This window comes from Streptomyces sp. NPDC051913 (assembly GCF_044593635.1).
In the GTDB taxonomy this organism is placed as follows: Bacteria; Actinomycetota; Actinomycetes; order Streptomycetales; family Streptomycetaceae; genus Streptomyces.
Map to the genome: position 1 here is coordinate 177,643 of NZ_JBIUCI010000012.1, position 17,705 is coordinate 195,347.

The window sequence follows — 17,705 nt, forward strand, 5'->3', positions numbered from 1 at the left end:
CTCCGAAGGGTGGTTGAGGGGTTACTGCTTGACGCCGCCGGCGGCCAGGCCGCTCTGCCAGTAGCGCTGGAGCATCAGGAAGGCCACGACGAGCGGCACGATGGAGAGCAGCGAGCCGGTCACGACGAGCGCGAGCATGTCGCTGCTGGCACCGGCCCCGCCGTTCTGGGCCTGCGCGGCCCAGGAGGCCAGCCCGACCGTGATCGGGTACAGGTTGGGGTCGTTGAGCATGATCAGCGGCAGGAAGTAGTTGTTCCAGGTCGCCACGAGCGTGAACAGCAGCACCGTGACCAGGCCGGGGCCAAGGAGCCGCAGGGCGATCCGGAAGAAGATGCGGGCCTCGCCCGCGCCGTCGATGCGCGCGGCCTCCAGGAGGCTGTCGGGCACGGCGTCGGCCGCGTAGATACGCATCAGATAGAGGCCGAACGGGTTGACCAGGGACGGCAGGATGATCGCCCACGGGGTGTTGACCAGACCGGCCTTGGCGAAGAGCAGATAGGTCGGTATCGCCAGGGCCGTGGTCGGCACCATGACGGCGCCGAGGACCAGGTTGAAGGCGAGCCGGTCGCCGCGGAAGCGGAACTTGGCGAACCCGTAGCCGCCCGCCGCCGCGAGGAGCGCGGCCCCGAGGGCGCTGACGACGGCGTACAGGGCCGTGTTGAGCAGCCAGTGCACGAAGACGCCGTCGTCCTGGGTGAACGTCTCCTTGATGTTGGTCAGCAGCTGCGGGGCGTGGGAGAACCACAGGCCGAAGCTGTTGAACAGGTCCTGCGTGCTCTTGGTCGAGGCGATGAGCAGCCAGCACAGGGGGAGCAGGAAGTAGCCGAGCGCGGCCAGCATGGCGATGGTCAGCGGGGTGCTGCGACGGGAGCGGTGCCGGGTCCTACGGGGGGTGGGCTCGGCTGCGGCGGCCTTGGGGGCCGTGGTGGCCGGCGGGGTCGTGGTCGTCACGGGGTCCTCCTGCGGTTCGCGGTGAGCAGGACGGCGTAGGAGGCGAACACGATGACGAGACCGAGGAGGAAGGAGACCGTGGCCGCGTAGTTGACCTGCTGGCCGGTGAAGGCGAGGGAGTAGGCGTAGAGGTTGGCGGTGTAGGAGCTGCTGATGACGTCCGGGGCGATCTTCATCAGCAGGTTGGGTTCGTTGAACAGCTGGAAGCTGCCGATCACGGAGAACAGCAGGGTGAGCAGCAGGGCGGGCTTGAGCGCGGGGAGCTTGACGGACCAGGCGATCCGCCAGGCGCCCGCTCCGTCCATCGCGGCCGCCTCGTACAGCTCCTGCGGGATCGTGCGCAGGGCGGCGTACAGGATGATCATGTTGTAGCCGACGAACTCCCAGGTCACGATGTTGGCGAGGCTGCCGAGCATCCAGCCGTCGCTGAGGAAGTCCGGTGCGGGCAGCCCGAGGTCGTGGCTCAGCTGGGCGAACGGGCCGAAGTCCGGCCCGTACAGATAGCCCCACATGAGCGCGGCGACCACGCTGGGCACCGCGTACGGGACGAAGATGCCGAGCCGGATCACGCGGGCGAGGCGCAGCAGGCCGCTGTCGAGGGCGAGCGCGAACAGCAGCGCGAGCAGCAGCATCAGCGGGACCTGGATGACGAAGAACAGCGCCACCCGGCCCACGCCGTGCAGGAGTTGCGGATCGCCCAGGGCCTGGGTGTAGTTGTCGAGGCCGACGAAGACGTTGCCGCCGATGAGCCGGTTCTGGAACAGGCTGAGGTAGGCGGCGTAGCCGAGCGGCGCGAGGAAGAGCAGCAGGAACAGCGTCAGGAACGGGGCGACGAACAGTGGCCCCGCCATCCGGCGGCGGCGAACGGCGGTCATCTCAGCTCCCCTTGACGGTGAAGCCCTGGTTCTTGGCGTACGTCGTCAGCCGCGACTGCCAGCTGCCGAGCGCGCGGACGGTGTCGGTGTGGTCGGCGAGCGACTTGCCGACGGTCTCGGTCCAGTCGGTCGCGGCCTGGTCGAGGAACGGGGGCCACTGGAAGGAGGAGTTGACGGTGGAACTGACGTCGGCGAAGACCTGGTTGACCTTCTGGCCGCCGTAGAAGGAGGGCGCGTCACCGACGAACTCGGCGTCCGTGAGCAGGGCCTTGGTGGCGGGGAAGAAGAACTGCTCGGTCGCGAACATCCTCGCGCTGGCCGGGTCGCTGTTGAGGAACTGCGCGAACACGGCCGCCGCGATCGGGTTCTTGGTGGAGCGGATGACCGCGGTGGTGGACCCGCCCCAGTTGCCGGAGCTCGGCTTGGCGGTGTCCCACTGCGGCAGCGGGGCCGCCCGCCACTTGCCGGCCGTGGCCTTGGCGGAGCCGGACAGGAACACCGGGCCCCAGGCGGCGGTGATCCAGGTGGCGTACTTGCCCTTGTTGAGGGCGGCGTACCAGGAGTCGGTGAAGTCGGGCTCGACGCCGATCACGCCCTCCTTCGCGAGGCCGCCCCAGTAGGCGCCGAGCTTGCGGGAGACGGCGTCGTCGACGCTGATGGTGATGTCGCTCTTGCCGGAGGTCGCGTAGGGCTTGGCGCCGGCCTGCCAGAGCAGGCCGTGCCAGGCGGCGACCTGGTTGGCGGCGAGGTTGGTGAGGTAGACGTCCGGGTCGGCCTTGTGGAGTTTGCGGGCGGCTGCGGCGAACTCGTCCCAGGTGGTGGGCACTTCGATGCCGTGCTTGTCGAAGATGTCCTTGCGGTACAGCATGCCCATCGGCCCGGTGTCCTGCGGTATCGCCCAGATCTCTCCGTCGGATCCGCTGACCTGGCCCCAGGTCCAGTCCACGAACGTCGACTTGAGCGCGGAGGCCCCGTACGGGCGCAGATCCAGCAGGCTGTTGGTGATCGTGAAGGTGGGGATGGCCTGGTACTCGATCTGGACCATGTCCGGAGCGCCGCTGCCGGCCTTGAGGGCCGTGCGCAACTTCGTGTACTGGGGCGTGCCCTGACCGGCGTTGACGACCTTGATCTTGACGGCCGGGTACTTCTTCTCGAACAGCGCGACCTCCTTGGCGATGTTCGGGACCCACGTCCAGAACGTCAGCTCGGTCGGCGTCTTCATCGCCTTGTCGATGTCGGCCTGGGCGACCGGCTTGGCGGCGGCGGAGGAACCGCCCGAGTCACCGCCGCCGCACGCGGTCAGGGCGGCGCCGAGCGACAGGGCGCCCGTGGTGCTGAGGAACAGCCGACGGCTCATCGGCGAAGGGGTGGACGCAGAAGCGAAGTTGGGCATGGTGAACTCCCGCCGGAGGCGAAGATGGCGGCACGCCTGGCGAGGGCGTGCGGGCACGGTGAGATGGAGGAAGAGGGCGCACGGGTCGGCCGGGGCGCGAAGGCCGGAACGGGGCCGGGCGTGCGTATGGAGTCAGGGGAGGCCGGCGCGTACGTCGCGTACCGCGGAAGTCGCTGTCGCGGCCGGGTGGGGCGGGCCGCGGAAGGTCGGGGAAGACCTGGTGGTGCGGCCCGTCGTGTTCAGGTGCGGCTCGGCCGGCGTGGCCCGGGGCATGGTGCCGTCGGTGCGGTGTGGCGCCCGGGCCGAGGTGCCGGAGGTCAGGTGGCGGTCACTGTCCGGTGTGTCGGCCTCCCTTCGCGGGCGGTGCGCTCGACGCCCGCACGACGAGGTCGACCGGTGGGTCCCCGGCCGGCATCGGTGTCGCGTCCGGGTTCTCGATGGCGTGCACCAGACGCTTGAGCCCTTCCTGGGCCACGGCGTCGAAGGGCTGGCGCACCGTGGTCAGGGGAGGGGTGACATAGGCGGCGACGGGGATGTCGTCGAAGCCGACGACGGCGACGTCCTGCGGCACCCGCCGCCCGGCCTCGGTCAGCGCCCGGACGAGACCGATCGCCATGTCGTCGTTGGCGGCGAACACGGCGGTGACCTCCGGGTCCTGGGCCAGCTCCCGGCCCGCCGCGTATCCCGACGCGGCCGACCAGTCGCCCTCACAGACCGGTGGCACGGTCCGGCCGTGCGCGGTCAGCGCCGCCCGCCAGCCCTCCAGGCGGTCGCGGGCGGCGTACCACCGCTGCGGCCCGGCGAGGTGATGGACCGTCATGTGCCCTAGTTCCAGCAGGTGTTCGGTGGCGGCCCGGGCCATCGGTCCGGCGCCGCCGCCCGCGGTGAGCACGAGAGGCGCGGTCACCGGCGAGGGCGCGCCCAGTACGAGGACGGGTACGTCGACGCGGAGGGGGGTCTCTCCCTGGTCGCCGTCCTCCTCGATGGGCTCGGAGATGACGATGCCGTCCACGCCCTGGTCCAGGAGTGAGCCGACCGCGCCGGCGACGCCCGCCGGATCGCCCTCCATCGTGTTGACCACGCGCAGCGCGTACCCCGTGTCCCGTACGGCCCGCTCGACGCCCATGAGGAGCGAGGCGGGGCCGTAGAGAGCCGTGCCCAGGGTGACCACGCCGATGGAACGGGTGCGCCCCGAAGCCAGCGCCCGGGCGGCGTTGTTACGCCGGTACCCGAGCTGTTCGGCGGCGTCGAGGACGCGTCGGCGCACCTCGGCGGAGACGTACGGCTCGTCGTTGAAGACCCGGGACACCGTCTTCTGCGAGACCCCGGCGAGCCGGGCCACGTCCACGCCGCTCGGCGCCGCGGAGGTACCGCCGCGCTTCGTCCCTTGCGTCATGGTGTGTCTCCCGTCGACCGGCTGATCGCATCCGACTGTCGGCAGGCATCCTTCCAATGACTGCGCAGTCATGTCTACGCGGACATGTCTACGCAGTCATGCGGGGCGCGTCAAGAGTTCGGGACGGATGAAGTTGCCGACCGGCCCCGCGGGCTCGCCGGGGCCGGCCGGTGCGAGGGGGCGTGTCAGCTCAGGTCAGGACCAGCCAGCGGCGCCCGTCGATGAGCTCGCGTGCCGCGTCGAGGTGCCCGGCGTGGCACGCGGTCTCGGCGATGACGTGCAGCAATACGTCCCGCAGGCTGTGCAGGTGGGGCTCGCCGAACAGGTCGTGCGGCCACCACGCCGGGGCGGCGTCGGCAGAGGTGGACACGATCACGGCGTCGGCGCGTTCCGTCTCTCGCCGGTAGCCGTCCAGCACCTCCGCGGCCGGCACGTCCGGAGCCACCGTCCAGGCTTCGTCGCCGCTCGGCAGGCCCCGGATGACCTGCGCGTCCCCCGCTACGACGGCCCGGAACCAGAAGCGCTCGACATCCAGCGCGAGGTGCTGGACCAGGCCGAGGCAGTGCCATCCCGACGGGAGCACAGGACGTCGTAGCGCCTGCGCGTCCAAGCCGTCGAGGATGCCGAGCACATGGCGGCGCTGGGAGTGCAACACCCTGAGGAGTGCGGCCACTTCGCCGTCCCGCGGTGGTGATCCGATCATGACCCTCTCTGTTCCCCCGGAGTCCGTCCGGGCCTCTGCGGCCCCGGTCACTTGCGCCAGAACAGGTGGTGGGTCACACCGCTCGGGCTGGGCACGACCTCCAGATGGAACCGGTCCCGGAGTCCGTCGGGCGAGTCCCACAGCCGTAGCCCGGACCCGAACTTCACCGGGGCGACCGCCACATGCAGGGTGTCGACGAGGTCGGCGTCCAGGAACTGGCGGACGGTGGTCACCCCACCGCCGAGCCGGACGTCCTTGCCCTGGGCCGCCTGCCGCGCCTGCTCCAGGACGGTGGCCGGGTCGGCGTTCACGAAGTGGAACGTGGTGTCGGAGAGGGTGATCGAGGGGCGCGGGTGGTGGGTCATCACGAACACCGGGGTGCGGAAGGGGGGTTCGTCGCCCCACCAGCCCTGCCACTCGTGGTCCTGCCAGGGGCCGCGCTGGGGCCCGAACTTGTTGCGGCCCATGATCTCGGCACCGATGTTGTGCGTGAAGTCCCGGGTGAAGTAGTCGTCCAGGCCGCGGCTGCCGCCGGGATCGGTGCGGTTGGGCCAGCTCGCCGTCGCCCCGGCCCATGAGAACAGCCGCTGGGCACCGTCGAGACCGAACGGGTTCTCGAGGGTCTGGTCCTCGCCGGCGGCGACGCCGTCGCTGGAGACGTTGAAGTTCTGGACGCGCAATAGCTGGGGCACGGGTTCCTCCGGTGGCCATGACGACGGTGGTGTCGACAACAGTGGTGAGACTCTCCCGGTCCGGAAAACTCATCGCCACCCGAGTCGGCAAGGGCTCACGTCTCCTGCGCGGGTATGTGCTCCTGCTCCTGCCGGGCCACCCCCGCCGCGTGCTCCAGGGCATGGTCGATGAACCGGCGGGAGTTGGCCGGCAGGTTACGGGACGACAGCCAGGCGATACCGATGTCCCGGGTGGCCTCCACGTCGGTGACCTGGAGATAGGTGGGGGCGCGACGGGAGGGCGGCGGAGCGGCCGAGTGCGGGCGGGGGAGGAGCGAGACGCCCAGGCCCGCCGCGACCAGGCCCCGCAGGGTCGCCACCTCGTCCCCCTCGAAACCCGCGCGCGGAGTGAACCCGGCCGTCCGGCACAGGGCTTCGGTGACGGCACGCAGACCCTGTTCATGGCGCAGCATGATGAACGGCTCGTCGGCGACCTCGGACAGCCGGGCCCGCCGGCGCTGGGCCAGCCGATGCCCCGGTGGCACGGCCAGCCACAGCGGCTCGACCAGGAGGCGCCGCCAGGCGACCAGGGCATGGCCGGGGTCCTCGGCGGTGAGGAGCAGGTCGGCCGTGCCGTCCAGGAGGGCCTGGAGCAGGACGGCCTCGCCGCCCTGGCGCAGTTCGAACCGGGCGAGGGGGAACCGCTCCCGGTAGCCGGTGATCAGCGGCGGCAGCAGCCAGGTGCCCAGCGAGTGCAGGAACGCCAGCGGGATCAGGCCGGACTCGGGGGACACTGTCTCCCGCACCGCCCGCAGGCCGAGGTCGATCCGGTCAAGGGCCGCGTCGACGTGCTCCTTGAAGACCTGACCCGCCGGCGTCAGCCGCAGTACCCGGCCCACCTGCTGGAACAGCTCGGCCCCCACCTCGCGCTCCAGCCGTCGCAGGGCCCGCGAGAGGGCCGGCTGGGTCAGATGCGCCTGTGCCGCGGCGTGCGTCACGGTCGCGCCCTCGGCCACGGCCCGGAACGACCTCAGTACCTGCACGTCCATGAAAACCATGCTACTGACGCATGAGTTTCCGCGTATCCAGGCATTGGACGCATCGAATCCGGCAAGACGACGATGGAAGCCGAATTCCACTCGATGGAAGCCGAACCCCGCCCCACCCTTTTCCTGGAGAACACGATGAGCACCCGGTGGAACCCGCAGACCCGAGGCTTCGAGACATCGGCCCGTGGCCGCGCCGTCCTCGCCGACCCCCGCCTGAACCGCGGTACGGCCTTCAGCGCACCCGAACGACGCGCCCTCGGCCTCGACGGTCTCATCCCGCCCCGGGTGCTGACCCTGGACCAGCAGACCGACCGCGCCTACGGGCAGTACACCGCGCAGCCCAGCGATCTGGCCAAGCACGTGTACCTGACCGCACTGCACGACCGGAACGAGGTCCTGTTCTACCGGCTGGTGAGCGACCACCTCTCCGAGATGCTGCCCATCGTGTACACGCCGACCGTCGGCACCGCCATCGAGCGCTACAGCAACGAGTACCGGCGCCCGCGCGGCATCTACCTCTCGGTCGACGCCCCCGAGGACATCGAACCCGCCCTGCGCGCCTCCGGCCTCACCGCCACGGACGTCGACCTGGTCGTGGCGACGGACGGCGAGGCCATCCTCGGCATCGGCGACGGGGGCGTGGGCGGCATCGACATCTCGGTGGGCAAGCTCGCCGTCTACACGGCCGCCGCCGGCATCGACCCGGCCCGCACCCTCGCCGTCGTCCTCGACGTCGGCACCAACCGCGAGCAACTCCTCGACGACCCGCTCTACCTCGGCAACCGGCACCCCCGGGTGGACACGGCGACGTACGACGCGTTCGTCGACGCCTACGTCACCACCGCCGGCCGCCTCTTCCCGGACGCGCTGCTGCACTTCGAGGACTTCGGGCCGGCCAACGCCCGCCGCGTCCTCGACCGTTACCGCCAGGAGCGGTTCGTCTTCAACGACGACATCCAGGGCACCGGCGCGGTCAACCTCGCCGCCGTCCTGTCCGGCGTCCGGGCCAGCGGACTGCCGCTGCGCGAGCACCGGGTCGTGGTCCTCGGCGCGGGCACGGCCGGCATGGGGGTGGCCGACCAGCTCCGCGACGCCCTGGCCGGGGACGGGCTCACCCGCGAGGAGGCCACCCGCCGGTTCTGGGCCGTGGACCGCCACGGGCTCCTCACCGAGGACCAGGACGGCCTGCGCGACTTCCAACGCCCCTACGCCCGCCCCGCCGCCGAGGTCCGCGACTGGCGGCGTGACGACGACCTGGGCGGCATCCCCCTGGAAGAAGTGGTCCGCAGGGTCCGCCCCACCGTCCTCATCGGCACCTCGGGCCAGGGCGGCGCCTTCACCGAGAGCGTCGTGCGCGCCATGGCGGAGCACGCCGACCGCCCGATCATCCTGCCGATGTCCAACCCGACCCGGCTCGCCGAGGCCGTCCCCGCCGAACTGCTGGACTGGACGGACGGCCGCGCCCTGGTCGCCACCGGCAGCCCCTTCGAACCGGTCACCCGGGACGGCGTCACCCACCGCATCGGCCAGGCGAACAACGCGCTGGTCTTCCCCGGCCTGGGACTGGGTGCCGTCGTCGCCCGCGCCACCCGCGTCACCGACGGCATGCTCGCCGCCGCGGCCCACGCCGTCGCGGCCCAGGTCGACCCGACCGCGCCGGGAGCGCCCATCCTGCCGCTGACCAGCGAACTGCGAGACACCTCCACCGCTGTCGCCGTCGCCGTGGCCCGCGCGGCGGCCGAGGACGGAGTCGCCCGTGCGACCGTCGACGACACGATCGAGCAACGGGTCCGCGAAGCCATGTGGGAGCCGGTGTACCGACCCGTGACCGCGATCTGACGGCCGGGTGCGGGGCCGACCGGCCAGCTGCTAACGGTCTGCCTCGGCCGCGGTGTGCAGCTGGTACACGTTGAACGCACGCCGGATGACGGGCTGGGCGACGTTGCGGACGCGTACGCCCCCGGCCGTCGTCCCGTGCTCGGTGCCCATGTGGGCGTGGCCGTGGACGGCGAGGTCGGCGCCGCCGGTGTCGATCGCCTCGGCCAGGAGGTAGCTGCCGAGGAACGGGTAGATCTCCAGGGGTTCACCGGCGAGGGTGTCGGCCACGGGGGAGAAGTGGGTGAGCGCGACCCGGGCCTCGCAGCCCCGCTTGCGGAGCTCGTCGAGTGATTCCCGCAGCCCGTCGGCGCAGCGCCGGGAGTAGCGGACGAACTGCTTCATCAGGGGCTCCCCGAACTCGCCCGCGCTGCGGCCCACGAACCCGCCGCCGAACCCCTTGGTCCCGGCGACTCCGACGCGCGTGCCCGCGCAGTTCAGGACCGTTGCCCGTCCCTCCAGGACGGTCACGTCGGCGTCCTGGAGGATCTCGGTGACCTTCTCGGGCTGTTCGTCGTGGTGGTCGTGGTTGCCGAGCACGGCCACGACCGGCACCGCCAGCCCCCGTACCTCCCGAGCCACCACACCGGCCTCCTCCGGTGTGCCGTGGCGGGTGAGGTCGCCGGCGAGCAGCAACAGGTCGGCACAGTCGGGCAGGGTGTCGAACGCGGGCCGCAGCAGCCCCTGGCTGTCGGCACCCATGTGGATGTCGCCCACGGCGGCGACGCGGATCACGGCAGCTCCTCGGCATGATCGGGCGAGGTGTTCTCGGCGACGACGACATCGCTGTGCACGGCGAGGTCGGCCAGTTCCTGGCGGGCGGTGTGCAGCAGGACGTCGCGGCACCGGGTGGAGGGGACCGTGCCGGTGAGCACCACCATCCGGCCCCGCACCTCCACGCGTACGCCCAGTTCACCGAGTTCTCCGGCGGCCAGGCGCTCGCGGAGGTGGGCGACGCGGTACTCGACGTTTCCGGCGGGGTCGCTCATCGGGGCACCTCTTCGCGCTGCTGGGGTGGGATGACGTCCAGCCGTTCCAGGAAGTAGAGGAAGGCGTCGGGCATGGGGGCGCCCGCGCAGGTGCGGCGTACGTCGTCCCAGTCGATCTTCTCGCGCAGGGTGCGGGCGATCGGCAGCACGGCGCCGAAGTCGCAGTGGTGCTCGGAGAAGGCCGCCATCAGGCTGCGGATGAGGTCGGTCGGAGCCAGGACCGGCATGTGCACGGACTCCACGGACAGTTCCTCGGCCCGGGCCAGCAACTCCGTGGTGACCGGCTGGTGGGCCAGTTCGAAGATGAGGTCGACCTGCTGGCCGAGGCAGGTGGCCTTGAGCAGCCAGTCCTCGGGCGGCCTGCGCACCGGCAGTCCGGCCGCGCGCAGCGCCCGCGCCACCGCCTCGGCGTCCTCGGGGCGGATGCAGAAGTCGACGTCGTGCTGGAGGTTCTGCACACCGCCGTGCGCGTACACGGCGACACTGCCGGCCAGGGCGAACGGATATCCCGCCTGTTTGAGCAGCGCCCCGGTCCGTTTCGCGGCCCGCAGGATCGCCTGGTTGCGGTCGAGCGGAAGCTGCTCGACGTCGGTGTCGTTCGCGAGGGCGTCGTGCGCGGGCGCACGGCCTCGGAGGGCGGTCTGCGGTTCCTCCGGGGCGAGGTGCAGTTCCGCCACGTCGGTGCGTCGGCCGGACGGGTCGTCGCCGTGCTGCGTCATCGCTGCCCCTTCCTGTCCGGGCGAGGGTGTCCCGAGTACCCGCCGCACGGTCCCCGACACGGGCTACGCGATCAGCGCCACCACATGCTCATGCTCCTGTCGACTCTCCGTCACTGCCCGAGCCGTCTGCGTCGGGCGCATCGTCGCGTTCGCCCTCCGCCTGCGAGGGCGTCGTACGCTCCGGGGCCGGACCGTCGGTCCGGTTGCGGGTGTCGGCCTCCTCCGGCTCACCCTCGGCCTGTGACGGGGTCTGGTCGCTCATCGTGATCACTCCTGATGGGGTGCCGATCGACCCGCCGGGTACCCCGGTCGGCGGCGGGCGACACGACGGGGCGGGGCGGGGCGGCCGGGGGAACGACGGCCGTGTGCTCACCCCACGGCCGTGGCAGGCTGCCACGTCGCCTCCACCAGGGCCCGCTCCGTGCCGGTCAGGTAGACGGCCGCGGCGAGCCACGCCCGCGCGTACCCGTCCGGATCGGATTGCTGGCTCCGACCGAACACGTCGCGGCTGCGCCGGTCGGCCTGCGCGGCGAGCGCGTCGGCCAGGTCCGCGGCCGTCCGGAAGCCGCTGCGGCGCAGGGCCGCGGCCCCCGAGGCCCGGTCACCCTCGCGCGCGGGCTCGGCGGCGGCCCGGCGTCCACCGGACACGGCGACCTCGACCAGCCGCCGCAGCCGCCACAGCGGTGCCTGCGCCACCGGGTCCGGCGGCGGCTCGGACGGGCCCGTCACCGGCGGCAGTTCGTCGGCCGGTGGGAAGTGGGCGCCTTCGAGGCGGTCGTAGCCCAGATCGGCGTGCCCCCTCCACTCCGGCGGCAGCCGCAGGGTCGCCGAACCGTCCGGCAGGGGACCCACCGCGAGCGGCCGCAGCGTCGCGGCGCGGTCGGGGTCGAGACGCCCCACGACCCGCAACCGCAGCCCCGGCCGCGAGGCCAGTTTGCGGAAGTTGACCGCATGGGCCAGGCCGGGGTGGCTGTTGGCCGGCACCAGCCGGATCAACGGGCCCTCCTCCGCGGCTGCCCCGTCGCCTCGCAACTCCCGTGCGAACAGGTGGTCCTCGTTGGCTCCTACGACGACCAGGTCGCAGCCGATGAGTTCCTCCGCCTGCTGTCCCGACCGCTCAGGATCGGTCGCCGTGCCACCCGCGAGCCGTGCCGCCGCGGTCTCGGCCAGCGGTCGGGAGAAGAACTGGCCGAGCGGGTCCGACGTCCAGGACAGACCCGGCACCGGAGTCGCGCGCACTCCCTTGCCCGCACCGAGACGACCGTCCGGGGAGAGTGTCGCGCCGGAGATCAGCAGTCCGCCCCGGGAGAGCTGTGCGTGATCGAGGCTGCCGGAGCCGAGTGCGACGGTGGCCGTGGCCGCACCCCGTGCCCGGGAGGGGCCGCCGGGCTTGACGTCGGCCACGGAGAACCAGCGCCCGTCGTCGGCCAGGACATGGGTGACGACCCCGCCGTAACCGGTCGCCGAGATCACCGGTTCCCGGCACACGCCGTGGACCCGCAGCCCGCCGCCGGGCCGGTAGGCGCGCCGCGCGGTGCCGACCAGGGCCGGGTCGGGGTCGGCGGCGGCCAACAGGCCGCTGGTGAGGAGCAGTTCGCGCAGTGCCGCCACCAGGTCGGTCAGCCGGTGGCCGTCATGACGGGCACGGGCGGCGCGCACCGCCCGGACGACCCGTAGGGCGGCGGCCTCCGGTCGGTGCAGCCCGGCGAGCCGGGCGGTGTGCGCGGCTCGGAGCAACTCGGCCTGGGGCACGGCGCCCGCCCCGGGCACCCCGGCGGCCAGCATCGCCGCGGCCGCGGCCCACAGCGCGGTGGCGGCCGTCACCTGCGCGGGGGTCGGCCCAGCGGCGGACACCTCGGCGGCCTCCGCCGGTGGCGTGACGGCGTGGTTCGCGTCCTCGCCTTCGTCGGGCGTCCGCGTCTCGCCGTCCTGCGGCGGGGTGTCCGGCGTCCCGGCGGTCAGGTCCGGGTCGGCCACCGGAGCGGCACCGAGGACCGCCGCGCGATGCAGGCACCGCGGCGCGAGCAGACAGCTGCACCGGGCCTGATCGTCGTCCGTGACCGCGCCCGAGGGCCCGGTCATGAGCGTGACCTCGGCGTCCTCACCGCAGCGCACACGCCGTACGCCGCCTTCGACGGTGACGGGCAGCGCCGTGTACGCCTCGATGGTGGCGTCCAGCTTCTTGCGCAGCCGGGACGTGAGCTGTTCCACGGCGGCGGCGACCACCTCGGGTGCCACGGGTGGCAGTTCGGTGTTCATCGGGTTTCTCCGCGCAGACGGTCGCCCACCCAGCGGGCGAGGGCGAGGGGGCTGAGGGCGGCGACCGGCATACCGGCCGCGACGAGCTGCCGGGCCACCGGGACCGAGTAGCGCGGGGTGCCGGTGTCGTCGAGGGCGGCGCAGCCCATCAGCTGCACCCCGGAGTTGGCGAGGGCGCGTACCTCGCCGAGGAGTCCGCCGAGCGGATACCCCTCCTCGAAGTCGCTCACCACCACCACCAGGGTCCGGCTGGGGACGGTCACCAGGGACCGGGCGTGTGCAAGGCCCGCCGCGATGTGCGTGCCGCCCCCGACCCGCACCTCCAGCAGCAGCGACAGCGGGTCGTCGACGCGGTCCGTCAGGTCGATCACTTCCGTGGAGAAGGCGAGGAAGTGCGTGCTCAGCGTGGGCACTCCACCGAGGACGGCCGCGGTGAGTGCCGACCAGACGACGGACGCCTCCATCGATCCGGACACGTCGACCACCAGGATCAGCCGCCAGTCCGCCTCCCGGCGGGAACGGGTGCTGAACACGGGCCGCTCCGGGACGATCAGGGTGCGGCCGTCCTCCGTCCTGCGGGCGTGGGCGAGGTTCGCCCGCAGCGTGCGCGGCAGGTCGATCCGGCCTCCCGGACGGCGCGTGGGGCGCGGGGTGGCCAGGCCTGTCAGGGCCGGGCGCAGACGGGTGGCCAGTTCCTTGGCCAGCTCGTCGACCAGCCGGCGCACCAGCGGCCGCAGCCGGGCCAGTTGCTGCTCGGGCATGCCGCCGGCCAGGTTCAGGACGGACGTCAGCAGGTCGACCGAGGGACGCACGGCGCGCGGGTCGAGCTCGGCCAGGACGTCGGTACGGCCCTGGTCGGCGGCGCGGGCCAGGACCTCCTCGCGGACGTCGGCGCCGAACAGCGCGTCGAGCTCCTCGGACCAGTCGCGGGCGGTCGGGAAGGACGCGTCCTGCCCGCCGCCCTGTCCGCTTTCGCGGCCGAGGTCCGTGGAGCCCTCGCCGCGTCCGGTGCCGTACAGCTCGTCGAGCGCGTGCGCGTAACGGCGGGCGTGCTGCGGGAGTTTCTCGCTCTCGCGGCCGAGCAGCAGCCGCCAGCGGTCGGTCGGCGTGAGGTGGTGGGCCGAGGAGGGAGGCGGCGTTGCCGGTGCGTCGGAGGTCTTCGGCGCGGTCCCGTCCTCCGCCGTGGGCAGGCTCGTGCCGAGGGGCGGGCGCAGCGACTCGACCGTCCGGCGGCCCGCCGCGTCGGCGGCCGTCCACAGGGCGAGCAAGTGCGGTGAGGCGCCGAGCGCCAGGTCGAGACGGTCGCCCAGACGGTCGGTGACGGTGTCCAGGAGCCGGTCACGGCCGGCCGGGCTGAGGGTGTCGAACCCACCGCGCAGGGCGGGCAGCCGGTCGAGGAATCCCTGATCGGCGAGTGTGTCGACGCGGTCCATCAGGGGGTCGAGCGCGGTCGGCGCCGACTGCAGCAGCGGGGCCGCCCCGCCGAGCAGGCCGGCGAGCCGGCGGCTCAGCGCATGCCGCTGGTCCGGCCCGGTGGCGGTGTCGATCCAGCCGGCGGCCCGGGAGCCCAGGGTGTCCGCGTCGTCCAGGTCGAGCAGGACGCGGGCGGCGAGCGCGGCTCCCTGGACGAGGGGGGATCCGGTGCGCGCGAGATCGTTCAACGCCTCGTCCATGCGCAGACCGAGCCGGTGCTCGCCCGCGCGTGAGGCGAGGGCGATGAGGGCGCCCGCGTCCTCGGGGTCGTCGCTGCCCGCAAGGCCCGGCAGGGAACGCACGGCCGACTCCAGGAGTTCGGCGGCGAGTTCGGCCGCCGACCGCCGGCTCTCGGGTGTGGTGCCGGGCAGATGGCCTCGGCGCAGTGCCTCCAACAGGTCGAGGGCGGTGAGGAGTTCGGGGAGGGTGGCGCAGGCGGGGAGCACCTCGGCGGCGTCCGCGAGGCGCTCGGCGACCAGCGCGGGCAGGTCGCACCGGGCGGCGCCGCGGAGCCCCGCGAGCACGAGGGCGCTGGTGGGGCCGCCTTCCGCCGACTCCCTGCGGAAGGTCTCCCGCAGGGTGCCCTCGGCGGCCAGCGCCGCGGTGACACCCCGGATGCCGGCCAGATCCAGGCGGACGGGCACGGCAGGGGTCCACGCCAGCCGCCAGCGGGTGGTGAGCGCGGCCCCGTCGCCCGTACCGGACACCTGGACCGGTTCGCCGTAGCCGGTGCCGCAGACGGCGAGGCGTTGGAGGAGGATCTCGCGGCGGCCGTCGAGGGCCGAGCGCAGCGGGTCGAGCCGCAGTTCGCGCGCGGCGGGCTCGTCGGGTCCCGGCAGTCGCAGGGCGGCGAGTTCCGCCTCGACGGCCGGGCCGAGCCCGGAGCGGGGCGTCCCCGGGGCGACCCGGCCCCGGTCGGTGCCGACGAGCACCGTCTCCAACGCCTGGGCCAGGGCCCGGCCGCGGCCCAGGGGTTCGCCCTGGCCCATCACGGTCGTCAGCGCCTCCAGCACCTCGCCGCGGCCGGGCGCGGCGAGCCCCCGCAGTCGGGCCAGGTCACCCGCGACCCGCAGGGTCTCCCGGGCCTCGCCCGTGCCGGCCACATGCCCGGCGGCGCGCAACTCCCGGCACACGTCGGTGATCGCCCGAGCGGCGGCCTCGTACAGGCGCTCGGGATCGCCCCCGGCGGTGAACACCGCCTGCTGCCAGCGCGGATCGCGGATGCCGGCCGGGTATCCGGAACGGGAGTCGAGCAGGTCGAACGCGTAGGGCACGAGGGACGTGACGACTGAGGGGTGCGCGTCGTCGGGGGCGGGCGCGCCCGGCGCCGGTGCCTCGGCGGCATCGACGGCCAACGCCGGTGCGTGGAAGGCGCCGACGACGGCCGCGACCCGGCGCCCCCCGCGCGCGGCGCGGGCGATCGTCTCGCGCATACGGGCCTCGCGCGCCAGGTCCACCGCGGGTACCCCGCCCGTGGACTCGGCGTCCCGGCGCAGCGCCCAGCCGACGCCCAGGGCGGCCCGGCGTACGGCCTCGGGGGCGCACCCCGGGGCGAGGACCTCCACGGCGCGGTCCCACATGTCGTCGCCGTCCCGGCCGGTTCCGGCCGCGGTGAGCGCCGCCGCGAAGGCGGTCGGCGCCTCGGCGGCCGGGACGCGGGCGTCCCCGGTCGGCGTGTCGCCCCAACGCGGGTCGGACATCGGCAGGTCGCAGCACACCACCTCCACCCCGCGCTCCCGGGCCCAGCGGACCGCGGCGAGTTCGGGGGAGAAGTCGGCGAAGGGGTAGAAGCCGAGCCGCCCGCTCTCACCGGCCCCGGCCAGCGCGACCGGTGCCACGGTGCCGGGCGCGCCGAGATGGGTCAGCCAGGGCTGGAAGTCGGCGGGGAGTTCTATGCAGACGACCTCGGCACCCGAGGCGTCCAGCAGGGCGGGCACCGCGGCGGCGAGCGCCGGGCTGTGGTGCCGTACACCCAGCAGGTACGGCGCCACCGAGTCGGCGAGGGCGGTGAGGGCCGCCCTCGGTTCCTGAACGCGTGTCACCGGAGGTTCTCCCGCAGGTCCCAGAGCCGACGCCAGGTCGCCGACCCGTCCTCGGCACGGCGGCGCACCGGACCGTCCCAGTAGCCGAGCAGCCGCGCGTGATCGGCCGGGTCGTCCTTGCGGACCACGCCCAGCAGATGGCCGGGTACCAGGTCGAGCGAGTCCCCGCCCGGAAGGTAGGCGGCGGCCACGCCCAGGGAGGCGGCGACCTGCACCGCCTCGGCGGTGGACATCACCGTGCCGGGACGCTCCACGTCCCAGCCCTCGGCCGAGCGTCCGGCCCGCAGGTCGCGGAAGACGGTGACCAGGACGTCGAGGACCGCGTCGTCGACGCCGAACGCCGCGCCCGCTCGCTCGACGGCCGCCGTGGCCTGCCGCTTGACGAGGGCGGTCTCCGCCTCGACGTCCGCGATCGGGTGCACGGTCTCGAAGTTGAAGCGGCGCTTGAGGGCGGCGGACATCTCCGAGACCCCGCGGTCGCGGAGGTTGGCGGTGGCGATGACCGTGAACCCGGGAGCGGCGGCCACCTGCGCGTCCTCGGTGCCGGACAGCTCGGGCACGCTCATCCGCCGGTCGGACAGGATCGACACCAGCGCGTCCTGCACCTCGGGCAGACAGCGGGTGATCTCCTCGACGCGGGCCACCTGTCCGGCGCGCATCGCGGCGAGCACCGGTGAGTCCACCAGCGCCTGCGGGGTCGGGCCCTGGGCGAGGAGCAGGGCGTAGTTCCAGCCGTAGCGCAGCGCGTCCTCGGTGGTGCCCGCGGTGCCCTGCACGGTGAGGGCGCTGGTGCCGCTGACGGCCGCCGACAGCAGCTCGGACAGCATCGACTTGGCGGTGCCGGGCTCGCCGACGAGCAGCAGTCCGCGTTCTCCGGCGAGAGTGACCACGCACCGCTCCACCAGGGCGCGTTCACCGACGAACTTGGGGGCGACGACCAGCTCGTCCGGCAGCTCGGGGTGTGCCTCGGGCAGCTTGAGGGCCTCGCCGCCGCTGCCGCACACGAAGGTGATCACGGCACGGGGCGTCAGCAGCCAGCCGGGCGGACGGGGACCGTCGTCGTGGGCGGCGAGGAAGGCGAGTTCGGTGGCGAAGCGTTCTTCGGCGGGCAGGGTCTGCCGGGGCGGGAGGGCCGTCGCCGTGTCGGTCAGGGGCATGGAGGTCCTTGCTCGATGGGTCGGTCGGTGTGGGGTGTGCGTGGGGGGATCGGGGCGCCCCCCCACAACCGGCGCGCCCCCCGCGGAGACAACTAAAACCCCGGCGGACACCCCCCCCAAAAAAAAAACACCCAAAACCGGCGCCCCACCCAC

General features: G+C 73.3%; 15 protein-coding genes. 1 reads left to right on the top strand and 14 read right to left on the bottom strand.

What is annotated here, in order from left to right:
- Positions 1 to 21 precede the first annotated feature (21 nt).
- The 7 genes from ACIHIX_RS32075 to ACIHIX_RS32105 form a co-directional block, all read right to left on the bottom strand.
- Positions 22 to 951, bottom strand: coding sequence for a carbohydrate ABC transporter permease (locus ACIHIX_RS32075; RefSeq protein ID WP_399962309.1), 930 nt, complete (start codon positions 949 to 951; stop codon positions 22 to 24).
- Positions 948 to 1,826, bottom strand: coding sequence for a carbohydrate ABC transporter permease (locus ACIHIX_RS32080; RefSeq protein WP_399962312.1), 879 nt, complete (start codon positions 1,824 to 1,826; stop codon positions 948 to 950). Before ACIHIX_RS32080 ends, ACIHIX_RS32075 begins: the two co-directional genes overlap by 4 nt.
- Position 1,827: 1 nt before the next feature.
- The gene (locus ACIHIX_RS32085) at positions 1,828 to 3,219 is read right to left on the bottom strand and encodes an ABC transporter substrate-binding protein (protein WP_399962314.1); all 1,392 of its coding nucleotides are present in this window, start codon (positions 3,217 to 3,219) and stop codon (positions 1,828 to 1,830) included.
- Positions 3,220 to 3,547: 328 nt separating this feature from the next.
- A complete protein-coding gene (locus ACIHIX_RS32090; RefSeq protein ID WP_399962316.1) occupies positions 3,548 to 4,615 on the bottom strand; it encodes a LacI family DNA-binding transcriptional regulator in 1,068 nt (355 codons plus the stop codon).
- Between the two features lie 190 nt (positions 4,616 to 4,805).
- Positions 4,806 to 5,318 carry a DinB family protein gene (locus tag ACIHIX_RS32095; protein ID WP_399962318.1) on the bottom strand — a complete coding sequence of 171 codons (513 nt, stop codon included), beginning with the start codon at positions 5,316 to 5,318 and terminating at the stop codon, positions 4,806 to 4,808.
- A gap of 47 nt (positions 5,319 to 5,365) precedes the next feature.
- A complete protein-coding gene (locus tag ACIHIX_RS32100; protein WP_399962320.1) occupies positions 5,366 to 6,010 on the bottom strand; it encodes a dihydrofolate reductase family protein in 645 nt (214 codons plus the stop codon).
- A 95-nt stretch (positions 6,011 to 6,105) separates the two neighbouring features.
- Positions 6,106 to 7,038, bottom strand: coding sequence for a LysR substrate-binding domain-containing protein (locus tag ACIHIX_RS32105; protein ID WP_399962322.1), 933 nt, complete (start codon positions 7,036 to 7,038; stop codon positions 6,106 to 6,108).
- A 135-nt stretch (positions 7,039 to 7,173) separates the two neighbouring features.
- Between ACIHIX_RS32105 and ACIHIX_RS32110 the strand changes: the two genes are divergently transcribed.
- Entirely contained in the window at positions 7,174 to 8,877 is a 1,704-nt protein-coding gene (locus tag ACIHIX_RS32110; protein WP_399962324.1) for an NAD-dependent malic enzyme, read from the top strand.
- A 30-nt stretch (positions 8,878 to 8,907) separates the two neighbouring features.
- Here ACIHIX_RS32110 and ACIHIX_RS32115 read toward each other — a convergent pair whose 3' ends face one another.
- From ACIHIX_RS32115 to ACIHIX_RS32145, 7 genes are all read right to left on the bottom strand, one after another.
- The gene (locus ACIHIX_RS32115; protein WP_399962326.1) at positions 8,908 to 9,648 is read right to left on the bottom strand and encodes a metallophosphoesterase; all 741 of its coding nucleotides are present in this window, start codon (positions 9,646 to 9,648) and stop codon (positions 8,908 to 8,910) included.
- Positions 9,645 to 9,902: a BON domain-containing protein gene (locus tag ACIHIX_RS32120; RefSeq protein WP_399962329.1), complete on the bottom strand. Its 258-nt coding sequence runs from the start codon at positions 9,900 to 9,902 to the stop codon at positions 9,645 to 9,647. Before ACIHIX_RS32120 ends, ACIHIX_RS32115 begins: the two co-directional genes overlap by 4 nt.
- Complete coding sequence (locus ACIHIX_RS32125; protein WP_399962331.1) at positions 9,899 to 10,621, bottom strand: nucleotidyltransferase family protein; 723 nt, start codon at positions 10,619 to 10,621, stop codon at positions 9,899 to 9,901. Before ACIHIX_RS32125 ends, ACIHIX_RS32120 begins: the two co-directional genes overlap by 4 nt.
- An 88-nt stretch (positions 10,622 to 10,709) precedes the next feature.
- The gene (locus ACIHIX_RS32130; RefSeq protein ID WP_399962333.1) at positions 10,710 to 10,883 is read right to left on the bottom strand and encodes a hypothetical protein; all 174 of its coding nucleotides are present in this window, start codon (positions 10,881 to 10,883) and stop codon (positions 10,710 to 10,712) included.
- 107 nt (positions 10,884 to 10,990) lie between these two features.
- The gene (locus tag ACIHIX_RS32135) at positions 10,991 to 12,880 is read right to left on the bottom strand and encodes a hypothetical protein (protein WP_399962334.1); all 1,890 of its coding nucleotides are present in this window, start codon (positions 12,878 to 12,880) and stop codon (positions 10,991 to 10,993) included.
- Positions 12,877 to 16,395: a DUF5682 family protein gene (locus ACIHIX_RS32140; protein WP_399962336.1), complete on the bottom strand. Its 3,519-nt coding sequence runs from the start codon at positions 16,393 to 16,395 to the stop codon at positions 12,877 to 12,879. The genes ACIHIX_RS32135 and ACIHIX_RS32140 overlap by 4 nt, the downstream gene beginning before the upstream one ends.
- Positions 16,392 to 17,552 (bottom strand): AAA family ATPase, encoded by a 1,161-nt coding sequence (locus tag ACIHIX_RS32145; protein WP_399962338.1) that lies wholly within the window; start codon positions 17,550 to 17,552, stop codon positions 16,392 to 16,394. Before ACIHIX_RS32145 ends, ACIHIX_RS32140 begins: the two co-directional genes overlap by 4 nt.
- Between the last annotated feature and the right edge of the window lie 153 nt (positions 17,553 to 17,705).